The organism is Nannocystis bainbridge (genome assembly GCF_028368995.1).
GTDB lineage: Bacteria > Myxococcota_A > Polyangia > Nannocystales > Nannocystaceae > Nannocystis > Nannocystis bainbridge.
Window position 1 is genome coordinate 937,106 of sequence record NZ_JAQNDL010000003.1, and the last position, 19,323, is coordinate 956,428.

At 72.6% G+C, this 19,323-nt stretch carries 16 protein-coding genes; 8 read left to right on the forward strand and 8 right to left on the reverse strand.

The genetic code is table 11. The features are described from left to right. Positions 1-36: 36 nt before the first annotated feature. Positions 37-804, reverse strand: a complete 768-nt coding sequence (locus tag POL25_RS29055) for a PP2C family protein-serine/threonine phosphatase (RefSeq protein WP_272089493.1) — start codon at positions 802-804, stop codon at positions 37-39. Between the two features lie 265 nt (positions 805-1,069). Between POL25_RS29055 and POL25_RS29060 the strand changes: the two genes are divergently transcribed. After that, positions 1,070-2,149 (forward strand): SdiA-regulated/phytase-like domain-containing protein, encoded by a 1,080-nt coding sequence (locus POL25_RS29060; RefSeq protein ID WP_272089494.1) that lies wholly within the window; start codon positions 1,070-1,072, stop codon positions 2,147-2,149. 37 nt (positions 2,150-2,186) lie between these two features. On the opposite strand, the gene POL25_RS29065 is transcribed toward POL25_RS29060, so the two are convergent. The 3 genes from POL25_RS29065 to POL25_RS29075 are packed head-to-tail and all read right to left on the reverse strand — an operon-like array spanning position 2,187 to position 7,074. Next, a complete protein-coding gene (locus POL25_RS29065) occupies positions 2,187-2,723 on the reverse strand; it encodes a GNAT family N-acetyltransferase (RefSeq protein WP_272091141.1) in 537 nt (178 codons plus the stop codon). Then, positions 2,716-5,235, reverse strand: a complete 2,520-nt coding sequence (locus POL25_RS29070; RefSeq protein WP_272089495.1) for a hypothetical protein — start codon at positions 5,233-5,235, stop codon at positions 2,716-2,718. Before POL25_RS29070 ends, POL25_RS29065 begins: the two co-directional genes overlap by 8 nt. Before the next feature lie 27 nt (positions 5,236-5,262). Then, the gene (locus tag POL25_RS29075; protein WP_272089496.1) at positions 5,263-7,074 is read right to left on the reverse strand and encodes a peptidylprolyl isomerase; all 1,812 of its coding nucleotides are present in this window, start codon (positions 7,072-7,074) and stop codon (positions 5,263-5,265) included. Positions 7,075-7,307: 233 nt separating this feature from the next. Between POL25_RS29075 and POL25_RS29080 the strand changes: the two genes are divergently transcribed. From POL25_RS29080 to rodA, 5 genes are all read left to right on the forward strand, one after another. After that, positions 7,308-8,339, forward strand: coding sequence for a rod shape-determining protein (locus POL25_RS29080; RefSeq protein ID WP_272089497.1), 1,032 nt, complete (start codon positions 7,308-7,310; stop codon positions 8,337-8,339). Positions 8,340-8,352: 13 nt separating this feature from the next. Then, entirely contained in the window at positions 8,353-9,231 is an 879-nt protein-coding gene (gene mreC, locus POL25_RS29085; RefSeq protein ID WP_272089498.1) for a rod shape-determining protein MreC, read from the forward strand. Between the two features lie 160 nt (positions 9,232-9,391). Further along, positions 9,392-9,991, forward strand: coding sequence for a hypothetical protein (locus tag POL25_RS29090; protein ID WP_272089499.1), 600 nt, complete (start codon positions 9,392-9,394; stop codon positions 9,989-9,991). A 4-nt stretch (positions 9,992-9,995) separates the two neighbouring features. Beyond that, on the forward strand, positions 9,996-12,242 hold the full coding sequence (gene mrdA / locus POL25_RS29095; RefSeq protein ID WP_272089500.1) for a penicillin-binding protein 2: 2,247 nt from the start codon (positions 9,996-9,998) through the stop codon (positions 12,240-12,242). 55 nt (positions 12,243-12,297) lie between these two features. Beyond that, positions 12,298-13,416 (forward strand): rod shape-determining protein RodA, encoded by a 1,119-nt coding sequence (gene rodA, locus POL25_RS29100; RefSeq protein WP_272089501.1) that lies wholly within the window; start codon positions 12,298-12,300, stop codon positions 13,414-13,416. A 66-nt stretch (positions 13,417-13,482) separates the two neighbouring features. Here rodA and POL25_RS29105 read toward each other — a convergent pair whose 3' ends face one another. Further along, a complete protein-coding gene (locus POL25_RS29105) occupies positions 13,483-13,644 on the reverse strand; it encodes a hypothetical protein (RefSeq protein WP_272089502.1) in 162 nt (53 codons plus the stop codon). A gap of 571 nt (positions 13,645-14,215) precedes the next feature. Between POL25_RS29105 and POL25_RS29110 the strand changes: the two genes are divergently transcribed. Together POL25_RS29110 and POL25_RS29115 are read left to right on the forward strand one after the other, a co-directional pair. Continuing rightward, the gene (locus POL25_RS29110; RefSeq protein ID WP_272089503.1) at positions 14,216-15,028 is read left to right on the forward strand and encodes a DUF2259 domain-containing protein; all 813 of its coding nucleotides are present in this window, start codon (positions 14,216-14,218) and stop codon (positions 15,026-15,028) included. A gap of 161 nt (positions 15,029-15,189) precedes the next feature. Further along, the gene (locus POL25_RS29115) at positions 15,190-17,085 is read left to right on the forward strand and encodes an amidohydrolase (protein WP_272089504.1); all 1,896 of its coding nucleotides are present in this window, start codon (positions 15,190-15,192) and stop codon (positions 17,083-17,085) included. 146 nt (positions 17,086-17,231) lie between these two features. Here the strand turns inward: POL25_RS29115 and POL25_RS29120 are convergent, their stop codons facing one another. The 3 genes from POL25_RS29120 to POL25_RS29130 all read right to left on the reverse strand — a co-directional run bounded on the left by POL25_RS29120 (position 17,232) and on the right by POL25_RS29130 (position 19,287). Further along, positions 17,232-17,609 carry a fluoride efflux transporter FluC gene (locus POL25_RS29120; protein WP_272089505.1) on the reverse strand — a complete coding sequence of 126 codons (378 nt, stop codon included), beginning with the start codon at positions 17,607-17,609 and terminating at the stop codon, positions 17,232-17,234. Between the two features lie 2 nt (positions 17,610-17,611). Then, a complete protein-coding gene (locus POL25_RS29125) occupies positions 17,612-18,730 on the reverse strand; it encodes a hypothetical protein (protein ID WP_272089506.1) in 1,119 nt (372 codons plus the stop codon). Positions 18,731-18,798: 68 nt separating this feature from the next. After that, the gene (locus POL25_RS29130) at positions 18,799-19,287 is read right to left on the reverse strand and encodes a hypothetical protein (protein WP_272089507.1); all 489 of its coding nucleotides are present in this window, start codon (positions 19,285-19,287) and stop codon (positions 18,799-18,801) included. Between the last annotated feature and the right edge of the window lie 36 nt (positions 19,288-19,323).

Consider the following 19,323-nt stretch of genomic DNA (forward strand, 5'->3'; position numbering starts at 1 on the left):
GCCCGCAACAATCACGACCCTCGCCCCTGCCATCATTCACGCTCGCGCCGTCACCGCGACGACGATCGCCGTGATGTTGTCGCGCGACCCGGCGAGGAATGCCTCGTGCACCAGCCGCTCGCACACCTCCTCGACCGGCCCGGCCGCCAGCAGCGCCGCGATCGTCTCCTCGGAGAGCGGCCCCGTCAGCCCGTCGGTGCACAGCAGCAGGCGATCGCCCGCGCGCAGCTCGACCCGGTGCAGCTCCGGTCGCTCCTCCTCGTGGGGCCCCAGCGCCCGCGTGATCACGTTCGCGTAGCCGAACTCCGCCAGCGGCCCGACCGCGACCCCGCCGTCGCGCAGCTGCTCGTACAGCGAGTGATCGCGCGTCAGCTGCACGAGCGACGGGCCACCTGTCTCTTCGCGCAGGCGGTACACCCGGCTGTCGCCCAGGTGGGCCACGATCGCCGAGCTCCCCAGCAGCGACACCAGCGCGATCGTCGAGCCCATGTCGCGCAGCGAGCCCTGGCGGCTCCCGCAGATCCGCCGGTTCGCCAGGCGGATCGCCGCGTCGACCCGGTTCTCCGCCATCGTGAGCGATGGGTCGAGCCCGTACGGCCAGGTCGCCTCGGCGTCGGTCGTCACGTGCTGGAAGAACTCCGCCAGCGACTCGACCGCCAGCCGGCTCGCCACCTCCCCGCCCGCGTAGCCGCCCATGCCGTCGGCGACGGCGAACACGCCCTCCACCGGCGCGAGCAGATACGCGTCCTCGTTGTGGTGGCGACGACCGACGAACGTGTGCGCGCTGGCGACGAAGGCATGCATGCCCACCTCCTTCCAAGCCGCGCGCCGCGGCCAAGCCCGCGACAATTCACGCACCCCTGGCGACCGCACACCCCACCCGTCGGGCCCCTCCCCAGGAGGGGTGGAGACTCGCCACCTCAGCGCGGAGGACGCAGCGCCAGCTCGCGCGCCTTCCCGTCACTCCCACCATTGGCCCGCGCATTCGCGGACGATCGGGGAGCCCGCCGCCTCGCGTGTGACGCTCACGTCGCGAGGACCTGGCCCGTCGATGTTATCCTCGCTGCCCGTGGCTTCACCGCGCATCCTCCTCGCCGCCGCGTCCCTCGTGCTCGCCTGCAACGACGCTGGACCCGCCGGCGCGTCCGCGAGCGCCACCACCGGCGAACTCACCACCTCCACGACCTCGACCGACACCAGCACTGGGGGTCCGCTCACCACCGGCGGATCGCTCACCACCGGCGACAGCGAAGACGGCACCACCACCACGACCACCACGGGTGACCCGCTCCCGACCTCGACCTCGACGACCACCGGCGACGACACCACCACCGGCGGCCTCACGCGCTGCCCCGTCGTCGCACCGGCGGCGCAGGTCTCGATCGTCGCCGACGACGACATCCACGAGACCTCCGGCCTGATCGCCAGCCGCACCCAGACGGACGTGTTCTGGCTGCACAACGACTCTGGCGACGGCCCGCGCTTCTTCGCCATCGACCCGACCGGCGCGCGCCTCGGCGCCTTCGAGGTCGACGGCGCCCAGGCCGTCGATTGGGAGGATATGTCCTCCGGGCCAGGTCCTACCGCCGGCGAATGGCTGTACTTCGGCGACATCGGCGACAACCCCGAGTCGCGGCAGTCGATCACCGTCTACCGCGTGCCCGAGCCCGACGCCGCCGCTGCCGGCGGGGAGACCGTCACCATCGAGGGCGTCGAGGCCATCGAGCTCACCTACCCGGACGAGCCGCACAACGCCGAGACCTTGCTGGTCGACCCGCAGACCGGGGACCTGGTGATCGTGGCCAAGGGCGACCCGACCCGGATCTTCCGCCTCCCCGGCCCGGTCGCGGCGGGCGGCCCCTACGTGCTCGAGGAGGTCGCGCCGATCCAGTTCCCGGCCGTCGTCGCCACTGGCGGCGACATCTCGCCCGCCGGCGACTTCATCGCCGTCCGCACCTACGGCCAGGCGTTCCTGTGGCTGCGCCTGCCCGGTGACTCCATCGCCGACGCCTTTGCCGGCGAGCCTTGCACGATCCCCCTCGCCATCGAGACCCAGGGCGAGACCCTCGCCATCGCCCCCGACGCCTCCGGCTATTACACCATGAGCGAAGGCGACGCCGTCCCGCTGTGGTGGTACGGCTTCAATTGAGTCGACCCCGCCGCGCTGCCAGCGGGCGCGGCGTCGTTCATTCGCGCGTGAGCACGAAGATCCGGTCGACGCACGCCTCGCCGCGCCAGATCGTCTCCACCGCCGCCTCCTCGATCATCCCCAGGCGGCGCGCCAGCGCCAGCGAGCGCAGGTTGCGGTCGTCGATCGTCACCTGGATCCGCGTCACCCCCAGCTGCGCGAACGCGTAAGTAAACACCGCGCGGACCGCCTCGCTGGCCAGCCCCCGGCCCTGCTGCGCCGTCATCAGCGTATAGCCGATCTCCACCGTCGTCGGCTCGCCTGCCATCACGCGCAGGCCGATGTCTCCGATCAGCGCGCCGTCGGCGTGCAGCGCCAGGGCGAACTGGTACCACACGCCCGGCACCCCGGGCCGGGCGCCCTGCAGCCCGGCGATGAAATCACGCGCCTGCGCCTCGTCGAATTGTGACCACCCCTGATAGCGGGCCACCTCCGGGTCGGCGCGATAGGCCACCAGGATCGGCGCATCCGCCTCGCGGAACGCCCGGATCTGCAGCCGCGGCGTGGTGATGAAGCAACCTGTCTCTTCAAACATACTCACCAGCCCCGGAGAAGAACAGCCCCGCCCCGCGCAGCAGCCGCGGCGCCTCGGCGGTCGTGGCGATCGCGTGCGCGCTCGCTTCGTCGGTCGGCGCCGGCAGCCGCGCGTCGCGGCCGATCGCCAGCAGCGCCCCGTCGAAGCTCTGCGCGAGGCGGGCCGCCGCCACGCAGGCGTCCCCCCGCAGGTGCGTCGCCAGCCGCGCCACGCTCGCCGCGTCCGCGCGCCAGCTCTGCAGCTGCTCCGCGAGCTGGCCCCGCCGCGCCGCCGTGAAGCGCTCCGGCGTCACCCCGCGCTTGTGCCAGAGGCGCACGATCGTCTGCGCCCCCGGCAATGTCGGCACCTGCGCCGGCTCACCCAGCCACGCCATCGCTGCCAGCAATTCGTGGAGCGACGCCCCGGCCGGATCGAGCACGATCGCCAGGCCGCCGCGGATCAGCTCCGCCGCCAGCGCCAGGCGGAATCGCCGCTCGCGTGGGTCCTGGCGCACGATCGGCGGATACACCACGATCGTCGGCTCGCGCTCGTTGCGAATGCCCACACCGCCCTCGGGTCCGCCGCGGCCGACGCGGACCTGCAGCCGCGATCCCGTGCGCGCGCGCAGCCACGCCAGCGTCGGCTCGACCTGCGCCAGCACCTGCGCCGTCACCTCCGCGTCCGCCGGCACCAGCTCGCGCGCGGCACGGATCCCCGCCGTCGCCGCCGTCAACGCCTGCAAGCTCCCGCGGATCGCCTCACGCGGCTCGCCGACGTCCTCGCTCGCCGCCGTCGGCGTCTCCTCGCCCGCCTCACCGACCTCGATCTCGACCCCTGCGATCGCGCACCCTGGCAGCAGGAAACTCGCCACCTGTCGCAGCGCTCGCGCGCGCCCCGGCTCACCTGTCTCTTCGACCATCTCTGCCAGCGCCAGCACCGCGCCCGGCTCGAGCGAGCGGGCCGCCCGCGCTTGCAGCTCCGTGCGCACCCGCCTGCGATCCGCGCGCCCCGGGCCACCCGCGATCGCCTCGCCTGGCAGCCCCTCGCGCGCCCGGTGCAGCGCCGCAGCCGCGATCTCGCTCGCCGCTCGCTCCGCCTCGGCTACGTCGCGCCCGCAGCGGCGGCCCGCCGCGGCCACCCGCGCCTGCAGCTCGGCCGGCTCGCACCACGCTCGCTCGCACCGCTCATCTGCCGCCAGCGCCGCGTCGACGGCCGCCTCGACCTGCTCGCTCGCCACCTGCGGATCGCCGGCCCGCGCGATCGCCAGCGCTCGCCACGCCGCCGCCTGCGCCGCCGGCCCCCCGCTCCACGCCATGTCCTCGACGCCCGATCGCGCTCGCCCGCCCCACGACATGTCCTCGAGGACAGCCCGCGCACGACCTCCGGCCCCCAGCAGCTCCGCCTCGGCCAGCGCTCGCGCCACCCGCCGCCGCGACCGCGCCGCCGGCGGGCCCGGCATTCGCTCGAGCGTCGTCAGCCCGCGCACCACCGCCTCCGCCTCGCCGGCGCGCGCCTGGGCCACGATCACCCGCCACCACGCCTCCGGGTCGTCGGGCGCCGCCGCCAGCCACGCCCGCACCGCCGCTCCTGCCCCCGCGCGGTCGCGGAAGCGCAGCAGCTCCGCCTGCACCTGCGCCAGCGCCCGCGTCAGCCGCCGCGCCCCCGGGTGCGTCGGCGCCGGCGCGTAGCTCAGGGCCGCCAGCGCCGCCGCGCGATCACCTGCCCGCAGCGCCGCCCGCAGCTCGGCCAGCGGATCGTCCAGTCCTTCGGACATGTCTTCTCGCGCATGTCCCTCGGGAAATGTCCGAAAGGGCATGTCCTCACGAACATGTCCTTGTGGACCTGACCCATGGGCCACGTCCGCCAGCACCACCCGCAGCCCGCGGCCTTCCCCGCGCACCCGCGTCACCGCCAGCCCGAGCGTGCGCGGCGGGCTCGTCCCGGCCGCGCGGAACGCCCGGCGCAGCAGCCACTCCGGCCGGACCCGCAGCGTGTCCGCCGCGACCGTCACCACCCCCTCGCGCCCGAGCGCCAGCCCGCGGGCCACCGCCGACCACAGGGCCGTCCCCGAGGGCGCCAGCGGTCCGGTCGCCCACACGCGACGGGCGCGCACGCAGATCTCTCCTGCCTCCGCCGTCGCCGTGAGCTCGATCTGGGCCAGCGCCGGCCAGCCGTCGTCGCGCGGCCCGCTCAGCGTCAGCACCGCCGCCTCGCCGGCGAGATCTACGCCGACCTGCTCGATCGGCCAGCCGCCGATCGGCAGCCCGCGCAGCGACTGCGCCGCCGCCGCGAGCGCCTCCGCGGTCACCTCCAGGCGGGCCTCGAGCGCGCGCCAGCGGCCGTCCCGCAGCCCCGCCGTCGCGCCCTGCGGCTCGCCGATCGGCTCGGCGATCAGGCCCGTCAGGCGCAGCCCGGGCGCCAGGTCGGCCGGGCCGGCGTGGAGCCGGACCCGCGGGCCACCTGGCCCCTGGGCCAGCTCGAGGCGGAGGCCGAGGCCGCTCGCCTGTCCGTCACGACCGGTCGCGGACGCCATGGGTCTGCGACCTGTCCCTTCAGTCAGCTAGCGGCCACCGCCGCCGGTCAGCGCTGCCAGGTTGAGCATGCCGCCGCGGTTACCGACGCGGTCGCACATCACGTACGGCCGCAGCACCCGGTTGCCCTTGTCGTCGAAGGCTTCCTTGCTGTCGTAGGTCATCTTCTCCTGCACGCGCTGCTCATACGGGACGATGTCGCCGCGGGCCTTGTCGCCGAGGCAGGTGTGGTAGGCGAAGCGGGCCGTGACCTTGGCCGCCTTGGCCTCGGACAGCTCGCGGTAGAGGCCCGCGCGGGCGGCCGCGAAGCCCTCGTCGGTGGCCGTCTCCTTGCGCTCGACCGCCGCCAGGATGAAGCCGTCGGGCGTCTCGAACACCTGGTCGATGAACTCGGCCTTCGGATCGGCCGACCACGCGGCCTTCGTGATCTCGGGGTTCACGCCGAGGCCGGGGATCGGCTTCTCCTTGCTGAACAGACCGGTGACTCGCAGTTCGGGCTTGTCGTCGCCCGGCTTCGGCGCCGGCGGCGGCTCGGTCGGCACCTCGAGCTGATCGATCCCCCCGGCCGTCGGCCCGCCGAGCGCGTCGGGCGAGCGGAACAGCTGCTTCATCGTCGACCCGTCCTTGAGCGCCTGCAGCGCCTCGGCCGCGGCCTGCTTCGCCAGCGCCTTGCCGCGCTCGCGCATCAGCGCCTCCTCCGCCAGGTCGACGATCGCCTCGTCCTGGGCCACGTCGCCCTCGCGCTGGCCCTCGACCTTGACGACGTAGAACGCCTCGTCGCTCTCGACCACGTCGGAGCGCTCGCCGACTTGCAGCTTGCGCGCCGCCTCGTCGACCGCCGGGTCGAGCCCGGTGCCGGTGCCCTCGAGCGTCACCCACCCGTAGTCACCGCCGCGCCGGGCCGTGTCGCCGTCCTCCGAGGTCGCCCGCGCCACCGCGCGGAAGTCCTCGCCGGCCTGCAGCTTGGCCAGCGCCCCGTCGATCTTGGCGCGCGTCGCCGCCAGGTCGCTGGCGTACTTCTGCTGCGTCGCCTTGTCCGCGTCGACCGCCGGCGGCTGCGGCTTGCCGACCTCGATGAAGCGCAGGCGGATCTGCTTGGGCAGCTTGAGGAAGCGCGTGCCCTGCGACTCGAACTGCTTGACCAGCTCGTCCTTGTGGGCCGCCACGTACGCGTCGAGGTCGGCGCGCGACGAGTCGACCAGGTCGGCGAACCGCCCGGCCTCGAAGCGGGCGTAACGCAGCGACAGCTGGTTCTGGCGCCCGTCGTAGGCCGCCCGGACCTCGGCCTCGGACACCGTGATCACGCTCGCCAGCACGTCGCGCACGGTGCGGGCCAGCACCTCTTCGCGCTGGTAGTCGAGGTAGCGGCGCTCGCCGACGGCGAAGCGAGGCAGCCAGTTGCGCTCGAACGCCGCGTAGTTGAAGGTCTGCCCGGCCAGCCAGTCCCAGGTCTTGCCGAGCACGATGAAGTGGCCGTCGGCCGTGAGATCTTCGGCGTCGCCGAGGTCGGCCACCAGGCCCATGCGCCGGCCGATCTCGCCGAGCACGCGGCGCTCGATGATCGCGTCGAGCACCTCCTCGTAGAGGCCCAGCATCTCCTGCATCTTCGCGTCCTCGGGGATCCGCGTGGTCAAGGAGATGGCCCGGGCTTCGTACTGGAAGTCCTCGTCGACCACGTTCGCGCCGTAGGTCTTGGCGATCGGCTGGAGCCCGCACGTGATCGCTTCGGTCGGCAGGCCGAAGCTCAGCCCGAAGGCGAGCGCCAGCATCCCGAGCAGGATCCACGCGCCGATGGTCTTCATCGCGGTGCCACGTGGGGCCGCGTCCGTCTCGTCCGTCATGTCCCGGCGAAGCTAGCGGTAAGACGGCCCCTGGGAAACTCCGGACCGCCTGCGGGCCCGCGGAATACGCCGGCCGGGTGCCGCGTTGGCCGCCGCGGAGCCGGCGCTCCGCGCTCCTGGGCCCGAAGCCGGCGGACGCTCGTCGGTTGTGAGAAAAGCCGCAAGCCTCACGCACAACGCCGCTGACTTGCCGCCGACGACTTCGGCGGGTACACCCGAACGCCGCGCGCAGCATGCTCTTTGACTGGGTATACGGCCTGTTCTCCAACGACATGGCCATCGACCTCGGGACCGCCACCACCCTGACGTACGTCAAGGGTAGGGGGATCGTCGCCCACGAGCCCAGCGTGGTGGCCGTGCAAAAGAAGGGCAGCACCAAGCGGGTCGTCGCCGTCGGCAAGGAGGCCAAGGAGATGCTGGGGCGCACGCCCGGCAGCATCACCGCCATCCGGCCGATGAAGGACGGCGTCATCGCCGACTTCGAGGTCACCGAGGCGATGATGCGGCACTTCATCAACCGGGCCCACAACCGCCAGACCCTGGTCAAGCCGCGGATCGTCATCTGCGTGCCCTCGGGCATCACCGAGGTCGAGAAGCGGGCGGTCAAGGACTCGGCGCTGGCGGCCGGGGCGCGCGAGGTGTTCCTCATCGAGGAGCCGATGGCCGCGGCGATCGGCGCCGGCCTGCCGATCACCGAGCCGGGCGGCAACATGGTCGTCGACATCGGCGGCGGCACGGCCGAGGTCGCGGTGATCTCCCTCGCCGGGATCGTCGCCTGCAAGAGCATCCGCGTCGGCGGCGACAAGATCGACGAGGCGATCGTCCAGCACGTCAAGCGCAAGTACAACCTCCTGATCGGCGAGCGGACCGCCGAGCGCATCAAGATCCAGATCGGCACCGCCGCGCCGATGCGCAACTTCATGACGATGGAGGTCAAGGGCCGCGACCTGGTCGGCGGGATCCCCAAGACCATCGTCGTCGACAGCGAGGAGATCCGCGAGGCCGTCAGCGAGCCGGTCGCGGCGATCGTCGAGGCCGTGCGCATGGTGCTCGAGGCCGCCCCGCCCGAGCTGTGCGCCGACATCGTCGACAAGGGCATCGTCCTCACCGGCGGCGGCTCGCAGCTGCGCAACCTCGACGTCCTCCTGTCCGAAGAGACAGGCCTGCCGTGCTTCGTGTGCGACGAGCCCGAGTTCGCGGTCGTGCTCGGCACCGGCGCGGTCCTCGACGAGCTCGACCTCCTCCGCGAGGTCGCGCTCCAGTAGGGAGCCCCGGAGGATGGCCGGCCTCCGCAGCGCCAAGAACGCGGTCCTGGTCGCGATCCTGCTCGGGATCCCGGCGCTCCTGCTGCGCTCGAGCTTGCAGGACCCACGCGCGCTCGGCGGCTTCGACCGCATGGCCGTCAAGATCGGCGCCCCGCTCGAGGCCGGCATCAGCTACGCCGCCGGCAACGCCGGCCGGTTCTTCGAGCGCTGGCTGCTGCAGGCCCGCCTGCAGGACGACAACGAGACGCTCGCGGCCGAGAACCGCAAGCTCCGGCTCGACCTGCGCGGCCTGCTGCAAGTGGAGGAAGAGAACCGCGAGCTGCGGCGTTCGCTGCAGATGCGCGACAAGGTCGCCGAGGACATGCTCGCCGCCGAGGTCGCGGGCGTCGAGCAGTCGCCGTTCTTCCGCGTCGTCAAGCTGCGGCTCGACCGCGGCGACCGGGTCGTGCGCCCCGGCATGGCCGTGATCGCCGACGCCGGCGTGGTCGGCCGCATCGACCGCGCCGCCGGCGACCACAGCGAGGTCATGCTGATCACCGACCCACGCAGCAAGGTCGCGGTCGAGATCGCCAGCACCCGCGCGCCCGGAATCCTCGAGGGCATCGGCGAGGACCGCTGCGTCGTCCACGTCGCCGCCGACCTCGGCGTCAGCGTCGGCGACCTGGTCCAGACCTCCGGCGTCGACGAGCTGTTCCCCCGCGGCCAGCCGGTCGGCCAGGTCGTGCGCGTCGACGACGTCGTCGGCGCCCAGCAGCGCGTCCACGTCATCCCCGCCGTCCGCTTCGACCGCCTCGACATGGTGTGGGTGGTCCTCGCCAGCGCCCCCGCCCCCGACCCCGAGGGCGCCAACCGCCCGCCCGCCGCCGCCTACGGCCTCGGCCCGCTGCAGTGATGCCCATGCCCATGCCCATGCCCACGCCGACCGCCGCCGCCCGCATCACCGCGACATGTCCGCAAGGACATGTCCATGAGGACAGCGCTGATCGTACATGTCTCTTCGGACATGGCCCTTCGAGCATCCTCGGACATCAAGGTCCCATGCCCCACGGCTCATGCGCCCCCTGATCTACATCGCCCTCGGCTGGCTGCTCCTGGCCGCCGTCGGCGGCCTCGGGCAGACGCTCGGGCTCACGATCATGCTGCCGGCCACCTCGGCCGCGCTGGTCGCCCACGTCGTGTTCGGGCGCGAGCTCTCGCTGCCGAGCGGCCTGCTGGTCGCCGTCAGCCTCGGCTACCTCGAGGACCTGGCCCAGGGGACGCCCATCGGCCTGCTGTCGCTGGCCTATGGCCTGTCGTGCTGCGCCCTCGTGTGGTCGAGCCGGCGCCTCGCCGTCGAGGGCCCGATCGCGCGCGCCCTCGCGGCCGGGGTCGCCGCCGCCCTCGTCGACCTCGTCACCTTCGCCCTCCTCTTCTCCGTCCGCTTCCGCCTCGGCGTCGACACCGAGGCCCTCGTCACCGGCCTCCTGCAGGCCCGCTGGCACGCCCTCGCCACCGTGCTCGCCGCCCCTGGCGTGTTCGTGCTCGCCGAGCTGGCCCTCGGCGCCTGGGACCGCGCCTTCGGCCGCCGGCCCCGCCCCGCTCGCCGCTCGCCGCTGCAGGCGCGCAGCGCCGGCTCCACCCTCGAGGGCGACGGCCCGTCCGATTGGACATGACCCGATGACCAGCCTACGCGAGCCCGACGACCTCCGCGCCCTGCGGCCCCGGCTGCAGGCGATGGTGCTCGTGGTCCTGCTCGCGCTGATGGTCCTGCTCGGGCGCCTGTGCCAGCTGCAGGTGCTCGAGGGCGAGCACTACGTGCGTCGGGCCGAGCGCAACTTCATCGACACCATCGAGGCCCCGGCCCTGCGCGGGCGGATCTTCGACGCCCAGGGCCGGCCGCTCGCCGCCAACCGCCCGGCCTACACCCTCTACGTCACCCCGCGGCCGCGCATCGTCGTCGAGACCGACGACCCGCGCGCGCGCACCCAGACCGGCTCGCGCGTGCCGCTGTCCGACGCCCAGATCGACGCCCTCGCCGACCTCGTCGATTTCGTCGACGCCGCCGACCGCGAGCAGTTCACCGCCGCGATCGTGCGCCGGCGCGACCGCGACGAGGGCATCTATCCGTTCGCCGTGCGCGGCAACCTGACCTGGCAGGAGTTCGCGCGGATCCAGACCCGCAAGGACGCCCTCGGCGACTGGCTCGAGATCCGCGAGAGCGCCCGCCGCTTCTATCCTGCCGGCGAGCTCACCGCTTTCGTCACCGGCTACGTCGGCGAGATCACCCCCGAGGGCCTCGCCAACTCCGCCGGCTCCTACCGCCCTGGCGACCGCGTCGGCAAGACCGGCATGGAGCGGCAGTGGGAGAACTACCTGCGCGGCCGCCCTGGCAAGCGCTCGCGCGTCGTCGACGTCCACCATCACCCGGTCAAGGACCCGCCGCGCGACGCCCTCGCCGCCTTGCCGCCTGACGAGGACCCGATCCCCGGCCAGGACGTCTACCTCACCCTCGACCTCGACCTGCAGCGCGTCGCCGCCGAGGCGTTCGCCGACAAGCCCGCCGGGGCGCTCGTCGCCATCGAGCCTGACACCGGCCGGATCGTCGCCATGATCAGCGTGCCGGCGATCGATCCCAACCGCTGGCAGCAGCCGATCGGCCGCGACCAGTACAAGGCCTGGTCCGAGAGCCTGCTCAAGCCCTTCATCGACCGCACCGTCCAGGAGCACTACTTCCCCGGCTCGACCTACAAGGTCGTCTCGGCCCTGTCCGCGCTCGACGACCCGACCTTCGACCCCGAGAAGACGATCACCTGCGACGGCTACGTCAACTACGGCGGCCGCCGCTTCAAGTGCACGCACAAGCACGGCCCCGTCAACCTCGAGCAGGCGATCGTGCAGTCGTGCAACGTGTACTTCTACACGCTGGCGATCGACACCGTGCTCAGCCTCGAGCGCATGGAGCTGTTCGCTCGCCGGCTCGGCCTCGGCGAGCGCACCGGCATCGGCATCAACAGCGAGGCCAAGGGTCGCATCCCGACCGAGGCCTTCGAGGCCCGCGAGGGCACCTACCAGCGCGGCGTCCGCCTCAACAGCGCCATCGGCCAGGGCAACGTCACCGCCACCGTCTTGCAGGTCGCCGTGCTCTACGCCGCGATCGCCAACGGCGGCCGCGTCATGACCCCTTACATCGTCGACCGCATCGAGACCCCCGACCGTCGGCTCGTGCTGCAGAACAAGCCGCAGGTGCGCCGCGACCTCGAGCCGGTCCTGCCCGCCGACCGCGACCGGATCCACGCTGGCCTCACCGGCGTCGTCAACAACGAGCTCGGCACCGCCTACAGCGAGCGGCTCGGCAGCGTCGTCGTCGCCGGCAAGACCGGCACCGCCCAGGTCGGCGCCCTCGACAAGAAGAACAAGAACCCCAAGCCCGGCCCGATCCCCGGCTTCGACTTCAACCAGGACCACGCCTGGTTCGCCGGCTACGCCCCCGCCGACGCGCCCAAGATCGTCGTCGTCGCCTTCGTCGAGCACGGCGGCGTCGGTGCCGACGCGGCCGCGCCGATCGTCATGAAGGTCGTCGAGAGCTACCTCGGCAGCCGCTCCGAGACCCCCCAGCCGCGGCGCCCCGGCGGCGTCCCGCCGCCGCTGCCCGGCAAGCGCGGCCAGCAGGAGCTGCTCGGCGACAGCAACGCCACGCCCGACCGCGCCGTCGCCCTCACCGGCGCCCGCCTGCCCGGCGACCGCCCGCTCGGCCCGCCGCCGCCCAAGACCGAAGAGACAGGTCTTTCCGGACATGTCGCAAAGGCCAGCTCGTTCGCGGGCTCGAGCCAGCCCGCCAAGAAGAAGAAGCAGCCCGGCCACAAGCCCGCCGCGCCCAAGCAATCGAAGAAGAAGAAGTCCGCCGCCAAGGAGCTCCTGCCGTGACGCTCACCCGCCGCCTCGACCTCGCCATCGCCTCGCCCGCGCAGGAGCTCCGGCGATGAGCTCGATCGGCCGTCCGCGCTCGCTGCTGCGCCGGGTCGTGCAGAACATCGACTGGGTGCTCGTCACCCTCGTCGGCGGCATCATCGCGCTCGCGCTGATCAACCTCAACAGCGCCGGCAGCGGCGACTGGAGCGGCAAGATCCAGGTCCAGATGCGCTGGCTCGGCCTCGGCACGATCGCCGCCGTCATCGTCGCCACCCTCGACTACCGCGTCCTGCACCGCATGGCCTACGCCGCCTACCTCGGCGGCCTCGGCCTGCTCGGCCTCGTCCCGCTGATCGGCGTCATGCGCAACGACGCCCGCCGCTGGCTCGAGCTCGGCGACTACCAGTTCCAGCCCTCGGAGCTGATGAAGATCCTCCTGATCTCCGCGCTCGCGCGCTACCTCAGCGATCGGCCGAGCAAGGCCCCGCGCAAGGTCCGGCACCTCATCGTCCCGTTCATCATGTTCCTCGTGCCGGTGGCGCTGATCGTCAATCAGCCCGACCTCAGCACCGGCATCATCTGCAGCCTGGTCGCGCTGACGATCCTCGCCCTGACCGAGCTCAGCCTCAAGAGCATCCTCGCCCTCATGACCACGGGCGTCACCCTGTTCATGCTCGGCTGGGCCTTCTTCATGCACAAGTACCAGCGCTCGCGCATCGACGTGTGGCTCAACCCCGAGGCCTACGCCGACGACGAGGGTTATCAGACCATCCAGGCCATGATCGGCGTCGGCAACGGCGGCTTCTTCGGCCGCGGCGTCCGCCAGGGCACCCAGAACACCCTCGATTTCCTGCCCTACGGCGACACCGACTTCCCGTTCGCCGTCTACGCCGAGGAGTGGGGCTTCCTCGGCGCCGCCACCGTCCTGATCATGTTCGTCGCCCTGGTGCTGTGGGGCCTCGGCCTCGCCTCCCAGGCCCGCGACCGCTTCGGCGCCCTGCTGTGCGTCGGCGTCTCGTCGCTGTTCTTCTTCCACCTCATCATCAACGTCGGCATGGTCCTGCAGCTCCTGCCCGTCACCGGCATCACGATCCCCTTCTTCAGCGTCGGCGGCTCCAACGCCCTGGCGATGATGCTCGGCATCGGCATCCTCATGAGCGTCAGCCGCTCGCGACACCAGCGCGGCTGACCGCTGCTTGTCCCTTCCGGGGTCGCGGCGCCGCGACTCGACCCGAGGGACATGTCCTTCGGGCCATCATGTCTCGCACCCAGTGTCGCTGATCTCGCTGCAGTAGATGACGATGGTGCCGTCTTCTGCCAGTTCGGCGCCCTCGAGGTCGGCCAGGTAGCAGATAGACTCGTACTCGATGCATCGGTCGAGGGCCTTCGCGTCGCACCTGGACGGGTAAGCGAGCACGCCGCGCAGCTCTCGGGGATCGGCTCGCAACCGCGGCAGTTGCAATTCGGGTCGTCGCCGGTCGACAGGGTACAGAACTCCCCCCCGGCGCACGAATCGCAGGGATTCGCCCCTCCGGCTGCGATCGCCGAGGGGCCTCTTCGACCCGGACAACCTGGGATCAGCACGGCGAGCAGCGCGACGATCGAGATCCGGCAAATCAACATAACCCCCCCAGACTACACAGACGCGCGCAGCGAAGACAGTCAAGGACGGCGACCCGGGCCACGCCTTGTCACCAGCGGTCGTTACGCCAGTAAGTCGTGTCCTTCGTGGACGACGTAGCGTCCGCCGCTCGCTACACCAGCGCGGCCGACCGCTCCTGACGCCCTGGCTCGCCCGCCGCCCCGCGGCACACCGTGCTCGCGGCCTCGGTCCACCCGACGCCGACCTCCCGCACAGCCCTCCGACCGCGCAGAACGACGCCCCACGCGGCAGCGCCCGGTCGCTTTTTAAAAGCGAAATCAACCTGTCCCCGGGGACATCCCCGCGAAATTGGCGCTCCCTCCTCGCAGCGAGTACACCCCTGCCCATGCTCCCCCGCCTCGCCTTCGCCGCCTTGCTCGTCAGCGCCTGCACCGCCCCCGACGCTCCGCAGGCCGCACCGCCGGCGACCCCGCGCGCCGAGGCGCCTGCGCCCGCGCCCGAGTCGCCGAAGACGCTCGGCGCCGCGTTCGAGCAGCCGGGAGATCCGCGCCAGCAGATCGATCGACTCACCGTCTGGGGTTGGTCCCGCGACGGCCGCTATTTCGCGTTCGAGACCTTCGACGCCGGCCCGGGCGCTGCCACCTGCGAGGGCGCGGCGCGGCTGTTCGTGGTCGACGCCGACAGCGACACCTTCGTGCCCGACGGCGTCGTCGAGGTCCGCCCCAACAGCCCTGACGCCCAGCCGTGCGACCCGCCCGACCTGCGGGCCGCCCTGGCACCCAAGCGCACCGCCCTGCTGCAGAAGCACGGCATCGAGGTCGGCCACCTGCTGGCCCCCACCGAGCCGAAGCCGGCCGCCGCCGCGCGTCCCGGCGCCAAGACGTACTCGATCGCCCTGCCGCCCGCTCGGGAGGCGCTCGCCACGATCGAGGTCCTCGGCGGCGACCGCGAGCACGCCCACGAGGGCAAGGGCGCCGCCTTCAAGCTCGCGCTCGAGCTCGCCGATCACACCGCGCTTCAGCTCGAGCCCGGCGTGCGGCGGCGGCCTTACATCTGGAACTACGACCTCGACCGCGGCCTCGTGTTCACCAGCCCCGACGGCACGCACATGGCGGTCCTCACCGCCACCACCGAGCTGAGCTTCGAGGGCGACCGCACCTCGTGGATGACGAACGCGTTCCGCCTGCCGCCCGCTTGAGCGAATCATACGACCGCGGGAATGATCCTACCCGCCGGTTGCTCGCCTGATTCGGCCCCGTTCGCCCGCCCGGGCCAATCATGCCAGTCGGCCGGAGCACGGCGGCTCGCTCGTCTCGACGAGCGAAGCGCGGGTGCTATCGCTGCGGCGGAGGCCCGGCCATGCATCGCCTCGTCCCGCTCGCCGCCATCACCGTCGCCCTGCTCTCCTGCAGCTTCAGCTATCGTTCGGGCAGCACCCCGCAGTCGGAGCCCGGGCGGCCGACGGCGGGCAAGCCCGCCAGACCGTCCCGGGGCAAGCCTGCGCGGCCGGTGAGCAGCACCACCAAGCCCGCCGAACCGGTCGCCCGCCGGCCCACCACCACCTCGCCGAAGCCACCGACCCGCCCGGTCGAGTCGATCACCGCCGCCGACCGCGTGTTCTTCGGCGGCCCCGTGATCACCATGCGCGTCGACGATGCCGGCAACCCGATCGTCGCCGAGGCCCTCGCCGTGCGCGACGGCGAGATCGTCGCTGTCGGCGACCGCACCGAAGTCTTTAAAAAGTTCGCCGACGCCGACACGGAGCGCATCGACCTCGCCGGCAAGGCCCTGTTGCCCGGCTTCATCGACGGCCACGGCCACCTCGCCGCCGTCGCCGAGCGCAGCGACCAGGTCCAGCTGGGCGCGCCGCCGATCGGCGGCGTGCGATCGATCGCCGATGTCCAGCGGCTCCTGCGCGCCGACATCAAGCAGCGCAAGCTCGCCGGCGGGCAATGGGTCCTCGGCTGGAACTACGACGATTCACGGCTCCGCGAGGCGCGGGCGCCCACGCGCGCCGACCTCGACGCCGTCTCGACCATGCACCCGATCGCCGTCTTTCACGCCTCGGGGTTAGTCGCCGTCGTCAACACCGCGGCGCTGCGCCAGCTCGGGATCGACGCTGCCACCGCCGACCCGGCCGGCGGGCAGATCGTGCGTCAGCCGCGGTCGCGCGAGCCGAGCGGCGTGCTCGCGGACAGCGCCGTCTTCCTCGTCACGCGCGCCCTGCCGCGGCAGGACGACGACGAACGGGCCGCGCAGCTCGTCCAGGCCGAGCGGCAGTATGCGCGCCGCGGCTTCACCACCGTGCAGACCGGCGTCGCCTCGCCCGACGAGCTCGACGCCTTGCGCCGGCTGGCCCGCGCCGACAAGCACGAGGTCGACCTCGTCGCCTATCCGGTCGTCGCCAGCATGGCCGACGCCGAGCGCCTCGTCGGTCAGCGCTTCGGCGCCTGGGAGCGCGGCCTCAAGCTCGGCGGCATCGAGCTCGTGCTCGACGGCCCGCTGTTCGCGCGCGCCGCCTGGCTCAGCGCCGCCTACACGTCGCTGCCCCCCGGCAAGCCTCGCGGCTGGCGCGGCGCGGCCCGCATGCCCGCGACCGACGTCGAGCAGATCCTCGAGCTCGCGGTCGACCAGGGCTGGCAGGTCCTCGCCCACGCCGACGGCGACGCCGCGGCCGAGCAGTACCTCGACGCCTGGGAGCGCGCGCTCGAGGGCCGCCGCGTGATCGAGCGCCGGCCCGTCCTGCTGCGCGCCCAGACCGTGCGCGAGGACCAGCTCGATCGCCTGCGCGAGCTCGGCATGGTGCCCTCGTTCGCCAGCGCCGAGCTGTTCTACTGGGGCGACTGGTACCGCGACACCGCGCTCGGCCCGGCCCGCGCCGCGCGGCTCGACCCGGCCCAGTCGGCGCTCGCGCGCGGCCTGCTGTTCACCCTGCAGACCGACGCCCCGACGGTCCCCGCCGACCCGATGCTGCTGCTCGCCAGCGCCGTCGGCCGCACCACCCGCAGCGGCAAGGTCCTCGGCCCGACCCAGCGGATCCCCGTGTTCGACGGCCTGCGCGGCCTCACCAGCAGCGGCGCCCACCAGAGCTTCGACAGCGAGCGCAAGGGCGAGCTCGTCGTCGGCCGCGCCGCCGACCTCGTGATCTTGGGCCGCAACCCGCTGACCGTGCGCACGGACGAGCTCCGGTCCCTGCGCGCCCTCGCCACCTACCGCCGGGGCGCCCCGGTCTTCCAGGCCCGGCCGCCGCGCTGACAGCCCGAAGATTTTTCAAATGTCCCTTGAGACATGCTCCCACGAACATGTCCTCTACGACATTTCCTGTTCAACATGTCCTCACAGACATGTCTTGTCCAGCGCTCTGTCTCGGACATGTCCCGCAAGACATGCCCGACCAGCCTCTACCCTGCCAGCAGCCGCCCGATCCGCGACCCCAGCGCCACCATCAGCGCCCCGCCGCCGACGTGCAGCCCCAGCTGCCACGCCAGCGGCGCCCAGCGGGCCTCGCCGGCCAGCTCGACCGTCAGCAGCGCGAACGAGCTGTAGGTCGTGAACCCGCCGAGCAGCCCCGCCACCGCGATCGCCCGCGCCGGGCCTTGCGGCAGGATTGGCGCCAGCACCCCGATCGCCAGGCAGCCGATCAGGTTGACCGCCAGCGTGCCCGCGTACGGCAGCGTCGCCTCGGCCCAGCGGTCGACCCGCAGGGCCAGCACGAACCGCAGGCACACCCCGCAGCCGCCGGCCGCGAACAGCCCCGCCCACTGCCACGCGCTCGTCATCCTCAGCCGGCCTTGCCGCTCGCGCCCACGGCCCCCGTCACCGACGCGCTGGCCTTGAACGACACGTTGATGCTGACCGACGCCGTCGCCACCGCCGACGCCGCCGCCGTCACGCACGCGATCGCTTGCTCGCCCGCGCCCTGCAGCTTGCCGCGCAGCTCGCCGCCGAGGCGGACCAGCGTCTGCACCTCGCCGCCGATCTCCCGCCCCAGCTTGACCTGCGCCGCGATCAACACCGGCAGGTTGGCCGACAGCGACGCCACCAGCTTGCCCAGCGCCTGCGCCTCGCTCGAGGTCTTCACCGAGAGCTTCGGCTGCGAGCAGCGGGCCGAGAACTTCACGCTCGCCTCGCAGCTCGCCTTGCAGTCGGCGTCGACCTTCGGCGGCGTCACCCGGCCCTCGCACTTCGGCGCCTGCCAGGTGCCCTGGCACGACGCGTGGCACGTCGCGTCGCACTGGCCGGTGCACGTCCCCTCGCACTTGCCGGCGCAGCGGCCCTGCGCGTCCTTGACCGCGCACTCGCCCTGGCACTGGCCCGAGCAGCGGCCGTCGCACTGGCCCTTGCACGTGCCCTGGCAGCGGCCCGACAGCTTGGCCGGCGTGCACTGGGCCACGATCTCGCCGGGGTCGACGTCGACCTTGCAGCGGCCGTCGCAGCGGGCCCGCGCCGACGCGTCGACGTCGCACTTCGGCGGCGTGTAGTCGGCCTCGATCTTGACCCCGCCCTTCAGCATCCCCTGCACCCGGGCCGACACCGCCCCGCACGCCGCCTGCGACGCCGTCGAGTTCTGGTTCGGCTGCATCGCCGCCGGGTTGACGCCGATGTCGCCGCCGATCCTGCGGCAGGCGGAGGTGACCTCGCTGTCCCACTGCATCGCCAGCCGCTGCAGATCCTTGGCCGCCTGCACGAACGCCCCGACCTTGGCGTTGAGCTCGGCCTTGGCGGTGTACTTGACCCCGAGCGCGTCACCGCCGCTCGCCAGCGCCGGGCAGGCCACCGCGCCGGCGACGTTGGCGATGTTGGAGGTCGTCTGACCTGTCCCCGAGGACAGGAAGTTGCACGCGCCGGCGACGGCGGCCGCGGCGAAGATCACGAGGGCGGCCCGCGAGGTCTGCGACATGGCCGCGAGTGTCCCAGGTCGGCCCGAGCGGCGCAATCGCGCCGCCCTCGTTCACGGCGTTCCGCGGGTCAGCACGAGCCGACCGGGCAGCTGAAGCGCCCGCCGCCGCAGTCCGACGCCGCCACCGAGCTGCCGTCGGCCGCGGCGCAGCGGACATCGCAGTTGCCGACCGACTCGCAGGTGACCTCGCCGCTGACCATCACGACCTCGCAGTTCGAGAGGTTGCTGCAGTCGACCGCGCAGTCGGTCCCGCAGGCCACGTCGCAGTTGCTCACCGCATCGCAGTCGACCGAGCAGCCGTCGCCACACTCGAGGTCGCAGTTGGAGTTGTTGTGACACGACAGCTCGCAGAGGTCGCCGCAGCCGGCGTCGCAGTTGCTGACGTCGTGGCACTCGGCCGCGCAGCCCTCGGCGGGGCAATCGAGCAGGCAGTTGTCGCCGCCGCTGCAGCCGCAGGTCGTCCCGGCGCAGTAGCCCGGGGCCGGCGGCGGACCGCAAGAGCCGAGGGCCATCGACGAGACGAACAGGAACAGCCCGAGGAGCGACGTGCCGCGCATGCGGCGGACCCTACCACGACCGTTCCGGCGCGCACG

Excerpts from the sequence above, each read along its gene's own strand:
- POL25_RS29130 (WP_272089507.1), bottom strand. The coding sequence starts at position 19,287 with ATGCGCGGCACGTCGCTCCTCGGGCTGTTCCTGTTCGTCTCGTCGATG.
- mrdA (WP_272089500.1), top strand. The coding sequence starts at position 9,996 with ATGACCAGCCTACGCGAGCCCGACGACCTCCGCGCCCTGCGGCCCCGG.
- POL25_RS29065 (WP_272091141.1), bottom strand. The coding sequence starts at position 2,723 with ATGTTTGAAGAGACAGGTTGCTTCATCACCACGCCGCGGCTGCAGATC.
- POL25_RS29115 (WP_272089504.1), top strand. The coding sequence starts at position 15,190 with ATGCATCGCCTCGTCCCGCTCGCCGCCATCACCGTCGCCCTGCTCTCC.
- POL25_RS29070 (WP_272089495.1), bottom strand. The coding sequence starts at position 5,235 with ATGGCGTCCGCGACCGGTCGTGACGGACAGGCGAGCGGCCTCGGCCTC.
- rodA (WP_272089501.1), top strand. The coding sequence starts at position 12,298 with ATGAGCTCGATCGGCCGTCCGCGCTCGCTGCTGCGCCGGGTCGTGCAG.
- POL25_RS29125 (WP_272089506.1), bottom strand. The coding sequence starts at position 18,730 with ATGTCGCAGACCTCGCGGGCCGCCCTCGTGATCTTCGCCGCGGCCGCC.
- POL25_RS29120 (WP_272089505.1), bottom strand. The coding sequence starts at position 17,609 with ATGACGAGCGCGTGGCAGTGGGCGGGGCTGTTCGCGGCCGGCGGCTGC.
- POL25_RS29090 (WP_272089499.1), top strand. The coding sequence starts at position 9,392 with ATGCGCCCCCTGATCTACATCGCCCTCGGCTGGCTGCTCCTGGCCGCC.
- POL25_RS29080 (WP_272089497.1), top strand. The coding sequence starts at position 7,308 with ATGCTCTTTGACTGGGTATACGGCCTGTTCTCCAACGACATGGCCATC.
- POL25_RS29110 (WP_272089503.1), top strand. The coding sequence starts at position 14,216 with ATGCTCCCCCGCCTCGCCTTCGCCGCCTTGCTCGTCAGCGCCTGCACC.
- POL25_RS29075 (WP_272089496.1), bottom strand. The coding sequence starts at position 7,074 with ATGACGGACGAGACGGACGCGGCCCCACGTGGCACCGCGATGAAGACC.
- POL25_RS29055 (WP_272089493.1), bottom strand. The coding sequence starts at position 804 with ATGCATGCCTTCGTCGCCAGCGCGCACACGTTCGTCGGTCGTCGCCAC.
- mreC (WP_272089498.1), top strand. The coding sequence starts at position 8,353 with ATGGCCGGCCTCCGCAGCGCCAAGAACGCGGTCCTGGTCGCGATCCTG.